This is a genomic window from Roseateles sp. (genome assembly GCF_039595295.1).
Taxonomy (GTDB): Bacteria; Pseudomonadota; Gammaproteobacteria; order Burkholderiales; family Burkholderiaceae_C; genus Roseateles.
This window is the reverse complement of the sequence record NZ_JBCNLU010000022.1, coordinates 75,930-89,326: the sequence shown is the minus strand read 5'-3', so window position 1 is coordinate 89,326 and position 13,397 is coordinate 75,930. Positions and strand designations below refer to the sequence as shown.

The following is a 13,397-nucleotide window of genomic DNA, read 5'->3' as shown; positions in this document are numbered from 1 at the left end:
GTCTTGTTGGCGTAGAAGCTGAACACCGTGGCGTTGCTGCCCATGGTGCCGATCAGCTCCTTCTCCAGCGTCGTGGGCAGCGCGTGCGCCGCGTCCTCGACCACCTTCAGCCCGTGCTTGCGCGCGATGTCCAGCAGCGTCAGCATGTCCACCGCCAGACCGGCGTAATGCACCGGAATGATGGCCTTGGTGCGCGGCGTGATCTTGGCCTCGATCTGGTCGATGGCGATGTTCATCGTCGCCGGGTCGATGTCGACCAGCACCACGTCCGCGCCCATGTAGCGCACCACCTCGGCGGTGGCCGTGAAGGTGTGGGTCGTGGTGATGACCTCGTCGCCGGGGCCGATGCCCAGGGCCTCCAGCGCCAGATGCAGGCCGGCCGTCGCGGAGTTCACCGCCACGCATTCGATCTGCGGCTCGCCGAGGAACTCGGCGAAGGCCTGCTCGAAACGCTTGGCCTTGGGGCCCGTCGTGACCCAGCCGCTGCGCAGCGTGTCGACGACCTCGGCGATCTCTTCCTCGCCCAGCTGGGGCAGTGCGAACGGGAGGAAGGGCAGCTTCTCGCCGTCGGGGTTCTGGTCTTGGCTCATGGTGTCTTGGTGATCAGCGCCAGCACATGGCTGCGCAGCAATGGAATCGTGTTGAGGACGCGGTAGGCGGCGGGATGCAGGCGGCAGGCCGCGCGTGCGAGCGGCGGGGCCAGCGTGACGCGGCGCACCGTCGCCCGGCCCTGCGGGAACAGCGCGCGCACGCGCGCCATCGGCATGCCCCGGACGTCCGGATTGCGCGGATTGTCGACGATGAAGTCGTACCAGAGCACCGCCCCGCCCGGCTTGAGCCAGCGCCACATCGCGTCGGCCAGCCGGCGCTGCAGCGCGTCGTCCAGGATGGAGGAGAACACCGTCGACTGCAGCACCAGGTCCTGGCTGCCCGGCTCCACCGCCGCCTGCGAGGCATCGCCCGCCAGCAGCCGCAGCTGCTGAGGGAGCGCGGCGCGGGCCGCGTCCAGGCGCTCGGGCAGCAGCTCGATGCCGGTGAGGTGCTGCGGCAGCGCGCCCAGGCGCAGCAGGTCCATCAGATTGCCGCCCGCGCCGCAGCCGACCTCGGTCATGCGCCACTCGGCCGGCGGCAGCGGGCCGTCCGGGCCGGACAGACTGGATCCCGGCGCGGCGCGATGTGCGGCCAGCAGCCGCAGCATCGCGGCCTGGCGCTCATGCAGCATCTGCCAGACCTCGGGGCGCAGCAGGCTGTAGCGCTCCAGCCCGGCCAGCCGCTCGTCACGGCGGGCATAGCGCTGGGCGATGGCCTGAAGTTCTCGGTCCTGGGTCATGTCGTCGTCGGCAAGGCCGGGGTGAAGACTGCGTGGAGGGTCAAGTCACCGCGTCGATGAAGCGCTGCGCGAGCACCGGATAGGTGTGATTCGCCAGCACGAATTCTCTGCCGCGCTCGCCCATCGCCTCGCGCTCGGCGGCGGGCACGGCGGCCAGGCGCAGCAGGCCGTCGGCCACGGCCTTCGCATCCTGCGGCGCGACGGTCAGTCCGGCGCCGGCCTCGGCCACCGGATCGTTGCCCGCCTCCACCGAATGCAGCACCGGCCGCTTGGCCATCATGTAGTCCATCAGCTTGTTGGGCGCGATGCCGAAACGATAGATCGGCGTGCGCTGCCAGCCGATGTAGGCGATGTCGAAGCCCTTGAGCAGCGACGGGATCTGCGCCTTCGGGATGGGCGGGAACATCGCGACGTTCGTCAATCCCTCGTCACGCACGCGCGCTTCGAGCTTCTCGCGCAGATGGCCGCCGCCCACGAGCACGAAGCTCATCGGCTTGTCCTTCAGCAGCTTGGCGGCGTCGAGCAGCACGTCCAGCGCATTGGGCTCGCCCATCGAGCCCGCGTAACCCACCACCGTGCGGCCCGCCGCGCGCAGCGCGACCAGGTGCGCCTGCACCGCGGCGTCCAGCGGCTCGCCGTGCTCGCTCCACTCGTCCAGCGTGATGCCGTTGGGGACGATGTGCAGCTTGTTCAGGTCCAGGCCGTGATCGGCCATGTGACCGTGCACCTTGGGCAGCATGGACACGACCACGTCGGCATCGCGGTAGGCGTCGTTCTCGGCCTTCTGACAGAGCATCGCGAAGGGGTGACGCGGCGACATGCCCGACAGCTCGATCGGCGAGAGCGGCCACAGGTCGTGCACCTCGTAGACCAGCTTGGCCTTGGCCAGGCGCGCGATGCGGCGCGCCACCCACACGTCCATCGGATAGGTGCTGGAGGCGATGACCACGTCGGGCTCGAACTCGCGCGCCAGGATGTCCGCGTCCTTCCAGACCTGACGGCAGAAGGACCAGATGTTCTTGACCCGGCCCATGCCGTTGCCCTGGTACTCGGGCGTGTCGTAGAAGTGGTAGTTCACGCCGCTCATGCGCGCCATGCCGGGGTCCGGCTGCGTGGTCCGCACATGCGAGTAGGACGCCCCCAGGATCAGCACCTGATGGCCGGCCTTCACCCATTCGCGGGCCAGGTAGAAGGGGCGGTATTCCATGCCGTGCTTGGGCGAGCCGGCGTAGTGGTTGATGAGCAGCAGCTTCATGAGGACGATGGGAAAGATCAGAGCTCGGACGTTCAGGCGCTGGACATTCAGACGTCCTGGCGCTTCAGGCGCTCGATGAATCGGGAGACGGCGGGTCCGAACATCGCGTGCTCCGCGATCCAGGCCCGGTTGGCGGCGCCCAAGCGGTCCGCGTCGACGGACTGGCCGGCGACATCGGCCTCGCCGAGCAGCATCTGCAGACGGTCGGGCAGCGTCGCGAGGTCCTCGTCTTGCTTGAGGATCAGGCCGTGGCGACCCAGCAGGGTCTCGGGCTGAACGAGCTCCAGACTGCCGGCGGTGCCCAGCACCTCGTGATTGGCGGGCAGGTCGGAGAGGATGGGCAGGCACTCGTGCGCCATGGACTCCAGCACCGAGACCGACACCGAGTCGCTCTCCGGCAGGCTCAGGAACCAGCGCGCATGGGCATAGCGGCGGCCCTGCGCTGTGGCGTCCAGGCGGCCGGTGAATTCGATGCGATCGGCCAGACCCAGCGAACGCGCCTGATCCTCCAGCGCGCCGCGCAGCGAGCCGTCGTTGGCGACGACCAGGCGCGCCTCGGGCCGCTTGGCGGCGATGGCGGCGAAAACCTCGATCACGCGATGCGGCTGATAGATCGGCTCCAGCCCGCGGTTGGCGAAGAACAGCCAGGGCTGTTTGCGCACGTTCTGCTTGGGCATCTGCTCCAGGCCGAAGGGGAAGGTCATGACCTCGGACGCGCCCAGCTCGCGCATGCGGGCGGCCATGTATTCGGAGTCGGAAGTCGTCACGGCGCAGGCCTTGAGCACCTGCGTGGTCAGCCAGCGATAGGCCCAGCCTTGATTCGGCGTGACCAGGATGTCGCTGCCCCAGGCCGAGCCGGCGATGCGGGCCCGCAGCTTCCAGCCGCGGCGCGCCGCCCAGGCCAACGTGCCGTGCGAGGTCAGGTAATGCGCATGCAGCCAGTCGGCGTCGACCTTGCGCAGCCAGGCGCCCAGCGCGGGCAGCTGCTTGAGCACGGCGATGTTGCCACCTGCATGCGCGGGGTCGGTGCTCAGCGCCAGGCGGCGGTCCTCGGGAATCAGGAAGAGGAACTCGGGCGCGAAGCCGCGGGTGGACGCGGCCCAGAGCTCGAGATCGCGCTGCTGCGAGAGCGCGCGGGCCCATTTCAGGAGGTGGGGGCTCTCGCCGTCACCGATCAGGACCAGTCTCATGCAGGCACTCCGTGGAAGCCGGGTCGAGGCGCGGCACCGCGCACCAGCCATCCCAGATAGATCGCGAAATAGAGGGGCAGCAGCACGGCGATGACGCCCAGCGCTGTCGTGAAGTGACCGCCCTGGCTCAGGACGACGGCGACCGGCAGCACGTAGAGCGAGTTGCCGATCAGGCTGAAGATCAGGGCGCCCTGCTGGCGGCCGGTCACCATGGGCGTGACCGTCAGCGGCGCGGCAATGAAGTGCGCGGCGACGTAGGGCGCGAGCCACCGGCCGTACTCGCCCGCTTGGGCCCAGTCGGCGCCCAGCAGCCAGCCGAAGAAGGCCGGGCCGACGGCCATCAGGAAGACCATGCAGGGCAACGCCACCATCGCCAGCAGGCGGATCGCGCGGATCAGGCGCGGACGCAGATCGGCGCCGCGCTGCCAGTCGCGGGCGAGCTCGCCCAGCAAGGCCTCGGACAGTGCGCCTCCCACCAGCGTCGCCGGGGCTTTCACCAGACGCACCATCAGCGCGTAATAGCCGGCCGTCGCGGCGTCGGCCCAGGCGGCGATCAGCGCGAGGACCAGGGTCTCCTGCGCCGCATTGACGAAGGCGTGCGGGCTGTTGAGCAGCGGGAACTGCTTGTAGCGCCAGGCCAGGCGGCGCAGGTGGCGCCAGTGCCAGGTCTTGCCGGACTGGTCCAGCCGGGTGGCGCGGCGCCAGCGGCTGCCGCGCTTGAGCAGCCACAGCGGCGCGAGCAGCGAGGCCAGGCCTTGCGACAGCACCAGCGCCGCGACGCCGGCGAAGCCCCCCAGCGCGGCTACCGCCTGCGCGGCGGCCATCACGCCCTGCTGCAGCACGCGGGCCTGGGCGATGACGCCGATGTTGTTCTGGCGGTTGTTCCACAGGCTGAGCGCCTGCTGCAGCCCCGCCAGCGCGACGATGGGGGCGAGCATCAGCAGCCACGGGTCGAGCGCGTCCAGCGAGACCCAGCGACCGCCGAGCTTGGCGTGATGCGCCATCGCGAGGTGCCAGGTACCGGCGCCAACGGCCGTCGCCAGGCCCATGAACAGGGCGATCCAGAGCGCCAGCTGCAGCACGAGCGCGGCCTCGCCGTCGCGGCGCGGGATGACGATGGCGTACTCGTAACGTGCGTTGGCAATGGTGGCGAGGTTGGCCGCCAGCGCCACGAACAGCGCCCAATGGCCGAGCGCCTCGGCGCCGTACCAGCGCGTGAGCAGCGGCGCGGCCAGCATCGGGATCGCCTGCGTGAGCAGCGAGGCGCTCGCCAGTTGCGCGAAGCGGCGGCGGATCGTCATCGCCGCCCTCCGAAGCGCTCGGCGATCGCGCGCACGGCGGCGCGCTGCGAGGCGCTCAAACGCGCATGGCGGCCCAGCGGCAGATTGAGCACGGTGCGTGCGGCGCGCTCGCCGTGCGGGCAGTCGCCCTCGGCGTAGCCGAAGCGACGGCTGCCTTTCGGATGGACGACGTCGTCGAACCAGGTCCCGCCGACGATGCCGGCTTGGGCGAGCGCTTCGATGGCGGCGTCGCGCGTCGCGGTGTCAGGCAGCAAGACGGGGTAGCGGAGCAGCACATCGCCACGCCCGACGACCGCCGCGCTCGTGGCCAACAAGGGTGACGACGCGGATGTCAACGCGGATGTGGACGCAGATGTCGACGGAGAGACCGCTACGGCGACCTGTCGCTCCCATCCCGGCAGATCGGCAAGCAGCGCGTCGTACTCCCCCGCCTGGGCGCGGCGCAGCGCATGGATCTCCGCGAAGCGGCGCGCCTGGGCAAGACCGATCGCAGCGCTGAGCGGATGCAGGCCGGCGCGGTAGTCGGGCTGGCTGTCGCCGGCGATCTCGCTGTCCGGCGTCTTGGCGACGACGCCCAGCATCCGCGACGGCGTGCGCAAGATCGCGATCAGCGCATTCAGCGCCGGACGCGGCAAGCTCATCGTGAGCCGATGCCAGCCCAGCGTGAGCAGCTGCTTGACGACGGTCGAGGTCGACGGCGCATGCCGCGCGGGGCGCTTGGCCTCGAAAGCGGAGAAGCGCTCGCGCAGCGCGGCGTCGTGAACGACGAGCGCGCCGCCCGTGCCGGTCGTCAGCGGCTTCGAGTACTCGAAACTGAAGAAGGCCGCATGGCCCAGCGTGCCGGCGATGCGGCCCTGGGCATCGGTGCCGCCCCAGGCATGCGCGGCGTCCTCGACGATGACGATGTCGGGATGCTCGGCGCGCAGCCGATCCAGGCAAGCGGTGATGAAACCGAAGTTGTGCGGCACGACCACCAGCCGCGTCTTCGGGCCGATCGCGGCGGACCAGTCCTCGACGCTCGGGTTGAAGCTGTCGGCGGGGATGTCGACATAGCGGACCGTCAGCCCCAGGTGCATGAACACGTTGGGCACGACGACGCAGGTGTAGCCGGGCAGCAGGACTTCCGATCCCGGCGGCAGCTCAAGCGATGCGGTGAACGCGTGCAGCGCCGCGCGGCCGCTGCCGAAGAGTTTCAGCTCGCCGGCATCGATGCCCAGGCTGCGGGCGAACACGGCGCGGAAGTCATCGCCGCTGGCGTGACCGCGCCGCAGCCAGTGCAGCAGCGCGGCAGGCAGATCACGCCAACGCAGCGCGCCGGCGACATGACCTTTCATGAGCGGGTCGACGGGGCGATGGCGCCGTCGATGCCCTCAAGCCGACTGGCCAGCTCGTCGTCGAAGACGGCGCCTTGCGTGGCCTCGGCGGCGGAAGCCGCGCCGCGCTCGGCATCGATGCGATGCAGCGGCCGTGCCGGCACGCCGCCGTAGACCCAGCCCGAGGCCAGGTGCCCTCGCACCACCGCATGCGCCGCGACGACCACGTCGTCATCGATGACGCTGCCTGGCAGCACCGTCACGCGGGCGCCGATGAACACGTTGCTGCCGATGCGCACGTCGGCGCGCCGGTAGGCCTCGCGGAACAGGCCGGTCGCGGTCACCGCGTTGGACTCGCAAAAGACCATCAGGCCCGGCCCGATGGCGACGTCGTCCCCGATGGACAGGCGCTGTCCCGCGACCAGCAGATAGCCGCCCGGCGCGATATGGCTGCGCGCGCCCATCGTGAAGCGACCCTGGCCGGTGGCCAGCACCTGCACGTCGCGATAAAGGATGGAGCCGTCGCCGATCGCGCTGCCGGCACCGGAGCGCACGCGCGCACCGGGATGGATCTGAACGCGCGCCCCGACCCGCAGTCCCAGCCACGCCGCGACCCGCGCCCCGATTCGCGCGCGCACCGCATCCAGCGTGTACCCCAGCAGCGCCATCGGGTGCTTGCCTCTCGTGGTCCGGGTCAGGTCAGCGCGGCGCGCAGCGCGGCGACGACCTGGTCCTGTTGCGCCTCGCTGAGGTCCGCGCTCATCGGCAGGCTCATCACGCGCTGCGCGGCGGCCTCCGAGTGGGGCAGCGGCGTCGCGATGCGGCAGCGGTTCTCATAGGCGGGCTGACGATGCAGCGGCTTGGGGTAATGCACCGCCGTCGGAATACCGGCCTGCTTCAGCGCCTCGACCACCGCCTCGCGGCGGTCCACCTGCACGGTGAACTGCGCCCAGACGCAATCGCGGTCCTCGCGCACGGCCAGACGCTGCAGCGGCAGCTCACCGATCAGCTGCTGGTAGCGCACGCCGATGGCCAGGCGCTGCGCGATCTCCCAATCGAAGCGCTCCAGCTTGCCCAGCACGACCGCGCATTGCAGCGTGTCCATACGGCCGCCGACACCCACTCGCGTGTGCGTGTAGCGCTGGCTCTGGCCGTGGACGCGGATCTCGCGCGCGGCTTGCGCCAGCACGTCGTCGTCGGTGAACAGCGCGCCCCCGTCGCCGTAGCAGCCCAGCGGCTTGCTCGGGAAGAAGCTGGTCGCGCCCCAGGTCGACAGGCCGCAGCTCTTGCGGCCCTTGTACGACGCACCGAAGGACTGCGCCGCGTCCTCGATCACCGGGATGCCGCCGTGCTTGGCCGCGATCGCATTGATCGCATCCATGTCGCAGACCTGACCGTAGAGGCTCACCGGCATGATGGCCTTGGTGCGCGGCGTGATGGCCGCCTCGATCAGCGTGGCATCGAGATTCAGGCTGTCTGGCTCGATGTCGACGAAGACCGGCACGCCGCCCAGCAGCACGATGGTCTCGGCCGTCGCGGCGAAGGTGAAGGGCGTGGTGATGACCTCGTCGCCCGGCTGCAGGTCCAGCGCCATCAGCGCGATCAGCAGCGCCTCGGTGCCGCTGGCGACGGTGATGCAGTGCTTCGTGCCCGCATAGGCCGCGAGCGCGGTCTCCAGCTCCTTGACCTCGGGACCCATGATGTATAGGCCGTGGTCGAGCACGCGCTGAATGCGCGCGTCGATGCTGGGCTTGAGCGCCGCGTACTGGGCTTTGAGATCGATGAAGGGCAAGGGGATCGACATGATCAGAACTCGCCTCGAAGAATGGCTTCCTCGACCAAGTACATGGGCTTCTTGCGGACCTTCAACAGCCACAAGGCGTGGGCATAAACGAAGAGCTCGCGCCAGCGGCGCACATAGGCGCCATACAGACGCTTCTGATAGGCCCAACGCTTGGGGAAGACTCCCAGTTCATAGTTGTCCAAGAAGCCAACAATCCGCACCAGCCGATCCATATCCAATTGGTTCGCCGCGATGTACAGGCAGCGCTTGGAAATCCCCGCATGGTGGAACATGTTCTTCACCACGGCATCACGGAACACGATGGCAGGCATCTCGATCACGGGCAAACCGGCCTGCGGGCCGCGTTCCTCCGGGAGGACCTCAAAGGTCTGCGTATCGATGTGACAGTCGTACGACTGGCGTCGCCCATCTGGCCAGCGCACCGTCAGCGTCAGGTCGCCAGCGCAACCTGCGGGACGTCCCTTCGCCTTGAAGTACTCCATGAAGCGCTCGACCATCCGGTCGTTGATCTTTACGGCATTCTCCTGTTCCGTGTACTTGACCAGCGTCGCCGAAACCTTCTCGCGATAGGCGCTCAACGACTCCTTCAAGTTCTCGAATTCCGTCTCAGGTCGTAGCGAGAACCCCCGCTCCGAGCTCCACGTCGAGCCAGGCATCATCACCTGAAGTTTCCAGTCCACATTCGGCGCGCGATCGCAGTACTCGCGCAGTTGAAGCGGATTGGAGATGTAGCCGTTCATGCCGTAAACGTCGTCGTGCAGATGACAGTGGTTGGAAGCAAAGGGCACCGCATGGCGCGGTTTGACGGCATCCATGAACCCCTGGAACGAACGGAAGTAGTGTTCTCGATCATCGGCAACGAAGCTCTCATCGCCGATAACCTTGAAGCAGACACGGGCGTTCGCCGAAGAATGTGATCGGAAGGCGAAGTCGATTTTTCCGTGCCTATTTACGATGTTCTGCAATGCCGCGCCGGCAATCTTTGCGTCGTTCGCATTGAGCAACACCGTTCCACCACCTTCGACGACGATCGCAGCATCGTTGAGATAGCGACCAAACTGGTACATCGTGAGCGTCAGATCACCGATCTTGAGCGGCTTCCCGTGCGGAAGTCTGACCACGTCCTTGAACCCAATCGCTTGAAGGTCCTCCGCGCTGCGCAACCCCGGCTCATCAGGCACGATGATCCGCTTGCCGCGAAGCAGCTTCTTCAAAGTGGGACCGTGCCAATGATCCCAGTGGACATGGCTGATAACCACCGCATCCACCGCAGCCAACTCGGACTGGTCGAACACAGGCTCCGGGAAGTTCCACCACGAGCGCCAATAGCAGGAGCCGAGCAGCCACGGATCCATCAGGATCGACGCCCCACCTTGCTTGACCAACAACGAGGCATGGGACAAAACCTTGAACTCCACAATCACTCCCTCAGCGTCTGGCGACGCAGTTCTTCTTTCAACCTTCAGCCCGTGCCAAACGGCAGCCGGACTCCGTGACTTCATATCGCTCGCCGCTCGCCGGACACACTGCCCAGCCGGCGACAACTTCCAGCTTCTCGCCATGCCGGCTCATCCAGCCGATCTGGCGGGCCGGCACGCCGACCATCAGCGCGTAGGGCCGCACATCGCCCTTGATCACCGCGCCGGCGCCGACGAAGGCGTACTCCCCGACGGTCGCGCCGCAGACGATGGTGCAGTTGGCGCCCAGCGTCGCGCCGCGCCGGATCAGCGTGCGGCGGTACTCGTTCTTGCGCGACACCGCCGAGCGCGGGTTGTAGACATTCGTGAAGACCATGGACGGGCCGCAGAACACGTCGTCCTCCAAGGTCACCGCGTCATAGACCGACACGTTGTTCTGGATCTTGACGTTGCGGCCGATGGTCACGTCGTTGCCGACGTACACGCCCTGCCCCAGCGAGCACCCGTCCCCGATGCGCGCGCCCGCGCACACGTGGCTGAAGTGCCAGACCTTGGTGCCCTCGCCCAGCTGCGCGCCCTCGTCGACAAGGGCGCTGTCGTGTTTCCACCAGCCCATGTCAGAACACCAGCGGCAGGCCGACGCGCTGTCCGTCGCGCGCGCTGCGGTAGCAGGCGATCAGCAGTTCCAGCGAGCGCAGACCCTCGTAGCCGTCGACCTGCGCCTGCGCCTCGCCGCGCAGCGTCTGGATGACGTTGTCGTAATACGCGGCGTGGCCGAAGCCGTAGACGCTCGTGGTCTCGTAGCTGGCGTTCTTGACCAGCTCGTCATCGGGATGCGGGGTATCGAACTGCCAGTGCTCGATCTTGTTGACCGCGGTGCCGCCGATCTTGACCGTGCCCTTCTCGCCCAGGATGGTGATCGAGCCCTCCAGGTTCTGCGGGTAGGTCAGCATCGTGACGTTGATCGACGCCAGGCCGCCGTGGCGCAGGCGCAGGCTCATCACGCCGGTGTCCTCGGCCTCGATGTCGCGGTCCAGCGTCGCGGTGTAGGCGTGCACGTTGTCGACCGGGCCGACCAGCCAATCCAGCAGGTCCACGTAATGGCTGGCCTGGTTCATGAAGGCGCCGCCGTCCATGTCCCAGCGGCCGCGCCAGCGGGCGGCGTCGTAATAGCTCTGCGGACGGGTCCAGAACACGTTGACCGTGCTCATGAAGATGCGACCGAAGCGGCCCTGGTCCAGCGCCTTCTTGACCAGCTGCACGGTGGCGTTCAGGCGGTTCTGCTTGACGACGAAGAGCTTCACGCCCGATTCGCGGCAGGCGCGGACCATGGCCTGGCCTTCCTCGAACTTGGTCGCCATCGGCTTTTCGCTCAGCACGTGCCGGCCGGCCTGGGCGCAGGCGATGGCCTGCTGGGCGTGCAGGCCGCTGGGCGTGGACAGCACGATCAGGTCCGCATCGGAGCCGGCCAGCAGCGCCTGCAGCGAGTCGAAGCCGCGCTCCGCCGGCAGGCCGGTCTGGGCCAGCGCGGCCTGGACCGCCTCGGGGCGGATGTCGCAGACGGCGACCAGCTCGGCGCGGCCCTGGTGGCGGGCCAGCGCCTCCACGTGATTCTTGGAAATGCGGCCGCAACCGACGAGGGCGACACGGACGGGCCGGTCCAGGATGGGGAACTGAGACATGGGGGGCGATTTTAAAAGCCTAAAATCGCGCCCTGCCTTTTTTGCAGCCCACGATGAGCCAGTCCCAAGACCCCCAGATCGGCACCGACACGCCGGCGCCCGCCCAAGACGAAAACAAGCTGATCGCCGAACGCCGCGAGAAACTCGCCGCCGTCCGCGCGAAAGCCCAGGCCAAGGGGGTCGCGGCCTTCCCCAACGACTTCAAACCGCAGCACCGCGCCGCGCCGCTGCAGGCGCGGTACGGCGAGCTGGCCAATGAGGAGCTCGAGCCGCAGGCCGTGCAGGTCACGGTGGCCGGCCGCATGATGCTCAAGCGCATCATGGGCAAGGCGAGCTTCGCCACGCTGCAGGACGCGACCGGCGCGATCCAGCTCTTCCTGTCCAAGGATGCGCTGGGCGAGGAGGTCTACGCCGACTTCAAGCACTTCGACCTGGGCGACATCCTGGGCGCCGAGGGCACGCTCTTCCGCACCCGCACCGGCGAGCTGTCGGTCAAGGTGACGACGCTGCGCCTGCTGACCAAGTCGCTGCGTCCGCTGCCGGACAAGTTCCACGGCATGGCCGACCAGGAGCAGAAGTACCGCCAGCGCTACGCCGACCTGATCTCGGACGGCAAGGCGCGCGAGCGCTTCGTCGCGCGCTCCAAGGCGGTGTCCTCGATCCGCTCGTACATGGTCGACAACGGCTTCCTGGAAGTCGAGACGCCCATGCTGCATCCGATCCCGGGCGGCGCCAACGCCAAGCCCTTCATCACGCACCACAACGCGCTGGATCAGGAGATGTACCTGCGCATCGCGCCGGAGCTCTATCTGAAGCGTCTGGTGGTGGGCGGTTTCGAGCGCGTCTTCGAGATCAACCGCAACTTCCGCAACGAGGGGATCAGCGTCCGGCACAACCCCGAGTTCACGATGATGGAGTTCTACGCGGCCTACTGGACCCACCAGGAGGTCATGAGCTTCACCGAGGAAGTGATCCGTCACGCGGCCCGCGCCGCGACCGGCAGCGCGCTGGTGACCTACGCCGGCAAGCCGGTGGATCTGGAGAAGCCCTTCACCCGCCTGTCCGTGCGCCAGTCGCTGATCGTGCACGCCGGCGTGACCGAGGCCGAGGCCGATGACGCCGAGGCGCTGCGCGCCAAGCTCAAGGCGCTGGGCGAGGAAGCGCCCGCGCATTGGGGGCTGTCGGCGCTGCAGTTCGGCATGTTCGAGGCGGCGGTCGAGGAGAAGCTCTGGGAGCCGACCTTCATCGTCGACTACCCGGTCGAGGTCTCGCCGCTGGCGCGCGCCTCTGACGCCGATCCGACGATCACCGAGCGCTTCGAGCTCTTCATCACCGGCCGCGAGTACGCCAACGGCTTCTCGGAGCTGAACGACGCCGAGGACCAGGCCGCGCGCTTCCAGTCGCAGGTCGCCAACAAGGACGCCGGCGACGAGGAGGCGATGTTCTTCGACGCCGATTTCATTCGCGCGCTGGAGTACGGCATGCCCCCGACCGGCGGCTGCGGCATCGGCATCGACCGCCTGATGATGCTGATCACGGACAGCCCGTCGATCCGCGACGTGATCCTCTTCCCGGCGCTGCGCCGCGAGGGTTGATGTGACGCGGGGCCTGCGGGCCCTGCCGCCGCCCCGGACGCTTCCGGGCGGCTCCAACGCCAACGGCGAAAGCCAAAACGCGAAAGGGACACCGATCGGTGTCCCTTTGCTTTTGGTCTCTGCCCCGATCGCCGGCCGGCGCATCCGGCGGTGTCGAGGGGGCCGGCCCGTGAGGGCCGTGCGAGGTCAGGCCTTACTTGGCGGCGTTGACCGGCTCGGTCGAAGCGCCCTTCTTGGCGAGCTTCTGAGCGGCGGCCTTGGCGGCCAGCTGGCTGGCGGTGGGGGCGTTGATGCCGTTGCTCAGGCCGCTGACGCCGGCTTGGTCGGCCGACAGGGTGGCGACTTCGCCGGAGTCACGGGCGGCTTGCAGCTCGGCGATCACTTCGGCGCGGGTCTTTTCGACCGGCTCGGCGGCGAAGGCGGCACCAGCGGACAGCAGGGCGGCGGCGATCAGGGTGAACTTGTTGAGCGTGTTCATGGCGGTTTCCTTCAGGGGTTTGTTGCACCGG

13 protein-coding genes are annotated in these 13,397 nt (G+C 68.2%); 1 reads left to right on the top strand and 12 read right to left on the bottom strand.

The window, feature by feature from the left end:
• The 11 genes from ABDW59_RS16440 to ABDW59_RS16390 form a co-directional block, all read right to left on the bottom strand.
• The coding region (locus tag ABDW59_RS16440) for an aminotransferase class I/II-fold pyridoxal phosphate-dependent enzyme (RefSeq protein ID WP_343630952.1) at positions 1–590 on the bottom strand (590 nt) is incomplete at its 3' end.
• On the bottom strand, positions 587–1,330 hold the full coding sequence (locus ABDW59_RS16435) for a class I SAM-dependent methyltransferase (protein ID WP_343630950.1): 744 nt from the start codon (positions 1,328–1,330) through the stop codon (positions 587–589). The genes ABDW59_RS16435 and ABDW59_RS16440, both read right to left, overlap by 4 nt.
• Positions 1,331–1,370: 40 nt before the next feature.
• Positions 1,371–2,585 (bottom strand): glycosyltransferase family 4 protein, encoded by a 1,215-nt coding sequence (locus ABDW59_RS16430; RefSeq protein WP_343630948.1) that lies wholly within the window; start codon positions 2,583–2,585, stop codon positions 1,371–1,373.
• Between the two features lie 47 nt (positions 2,586–2,632).
• The gene (locus ABDW59_RS16425; RefSeq protein ID WP_343630946.1) at positions 2,633–3,775 is read right to left on the bottom strand and encodes a glycosyltransferase; all 1,143 of its coding nucleotides are present in this window, start codon (positions 3,773–3,775) and stop codon (positions 2,633–2,635) included.
• Complete coding sequence (locus ABDW59_RS16420) at positions 3,772–5,076, bottom strand: lipopolysaccharide biosynthesis protein (RefSeq protein WP_343630944.1); 1,305 nt, start codon at positions 5,074–5,076, stop codon at positions 3,772–3,774. The genes ABDW59_RS16425 and ABDW59_RS16420 overlap by 4 nt, the downstream gene beginning before the upstream one ends.
• Positions 5,073–6,410 carry a DegT/DnrJ/EryC1/StrS family aminotransferase gene (locus ABDW59_RS16415; protein ID WP_343630942.1) on the bottom strand — a complete coding sequence of 446 codons (1,338 nt, stop codon included), beginning with the start codon at positions 6,408–6,410 and terminating at the stop codon, positions 5,073–5,075. Before ABDW59_RS16415 ends, ABDW59_RS16420 begins: the two co-directional genes overlap by 4 nt.
• Positions 6,407–7,057 (bottom strand): hypothetical protein, encoded by a 651-nt coding sequence (locus tag ABDW59_RS16410; protein ID WP_343630940.1) that lies wholly within the window; start codon positions 7,055–7,057, stop codon positions 6,407–6,409. The genes ABDW59_RS16415 and ABDW59_RS16410 overlap by 4 nt, the downstream gene beginning before the upstream one ends.
• Positions 7,058–7,083: 26 nt before the next feature.
• Positions 7,084–8,181: a DegT/DnrJ/EryC1/StrS family aminotransferase gene (locus ABDW59_RS16405; RefSeq protein ID WP_343630960.1), complete on the bottom strand. Its 1,098-nt coding sequence runs from the start codon at positions 8,179–8,181 to the stop codon at positions 7,084–7,086.
• Between the two features lie 14 nt (positions 8,182–8,195).
• Positions 8,196–9,611 (bottom strand): MBL fold metallo-hydrolase, encoded by a 1,416-nt coding sequence (locus ABDW59_RS16400; protein ID WP_343630938.1) that lies wholly within the window; start codon positions 9,609–9,611, stop codon positions 8,196–8,198.
• Positions 9,612–9,648: 37 nt separating this feature from the next.
• Positions 9,649–10,227 carry an acyltransferase gene (locus ABDW59_RS16395; protein WP_343630936.1) on the bottom strand — a complete coding sequence of 193 codons (579 nt, stop codon included), beginning with the start codon at positions 10,225–10,227 and terminating at the stop codon, positions 9,649–9,651.
• Position 10,228: 1 nt separating this feature from the next.
• The gene (locus tag ABDW59_RS16390) at positions 10,229–11,293 is read right to left on the bottom strand and encodes a Gfo/Idh/MocA family oxidoreductase (RefSeq protein ID WP_343630934.1); all 1,065 of its coding nucleotides are present in this window, start codon (positions 11,291–11,293) and stop codon (positions 10,229–10,231) included.
• Between the two features lie 53 nt (positions 11,294–11,346).
• Between ABDW59_RS16390 and lysS the strand changes: the two genes are divergently transcribed.
• On the top strand, positions 11,347–12,888 hold the full coding sequence (lysS, locus tag ABDW59_RS16385) for a lysine--tRNA ligase (RefSeq protein ID WP_343630931.1): 1,542 nt from the start codon (positions 11,347–11,349) through the stop codon (positions 12,886–12,888).
• Positions 12,889–13,081: 193 nt separating this feature from the next.
• Here lysS and ABDW59_RS16380 read toward each other — a convergent pair whose 3' ends face one another.
• Positions 13,082–13,366 (bottom strand): DUF4148 domain-containing protein, encoded by a 285-nt coding sequence (locus ABDW59_RS16380; RefSeq protein ID WP_343630929.1) that lies wholly within the window; start codon positions 13,364–13,366, stop codon positions 13,082–13,084.
• Between the last annotated feature and the right edge of the window lie 31 nt (positions 13,367–13,397).

What these genes read in the sequence shown, in the direction of transcription:
- ABDW59_RS16415 (WP_343630942.1), bottom strand. Translation starts at nt 6,410, where the DNA reads ATGAAAGGTCATGTCGCCGGCGCGCTGCGTTGGCGTGATCTGCCTGCC.
- lysS (WP_343630931.1), top strand. Translation starts at nt 11,347, where the DNA reads ATGAGCCAGTCCCAAGACCCCCAGATCGGCACCGACACGCCGGCGCCC.
- ABDW59_RS16395 (WP_343630936.1), bottom strand. Translation starts at nt 10,227, where the DNA reads ATGGGCTGGTGGAAACACGACAGCGCCCTTGTCGACGAGGGCGCGCAG.
- ABDW59_RS16435 (WP_343630950.1), bottom strand. Translation starts at nt 1,330, where the DNA reads ATGACCCAGGACCGAGAACTTCAGGCCATCGCCCAGCGCTATGCCCGC.
- ABDW59_RS16410 (WP_343630940.1), bottom strand. Translation starts at nt 7,057, where the DNA reads ATGGCGCTGCTGGGGTACACGCTGGATGCGGTGCGCGCGCGAATCGGG.
- ABDW59_RS16380 (WP_343630929.1), bottom strand. Translation starts at nt 13,366, where the DNA reads ATGAACACGCTCAACAAGTTCACCCTGATCGCCGCCGCCCTGCTGTCC.
- ABDW59_RS16425 (WP_343630946.1), bottom strand. Translation starts at nt 3,775, where the DNA reads ATGAGACTGGTCCTGATCGGTGACGGCGAGAGCCCCCACCTCCTGAAA.
- ABDW59_RS16420 (WP_343630944.1), bottom strand. Translation starts at nt 5,076, where the DNA reads ATGACGATCCGCCGCCGCTTCGCGCAACTGGCGAGCGCCTCGCTGCTC.
- ABDW59_RS16390 (WP_343630934.1), bottom strand. Translation starts at nt 11,293, where the DNA reads ATGTCTCAGTTCCCCATCCTGGACCGGCCCGTCCGTGTCGCCCTCGTC.
- ABDW59_RS16430 (WP_343630948.1), bottom strand. Translation starts at nt 2,585, where the DNA reads ATGAAGCTGCTGCTCATCAACCACTACGCCGGCTCGCCCAAGCACGGC.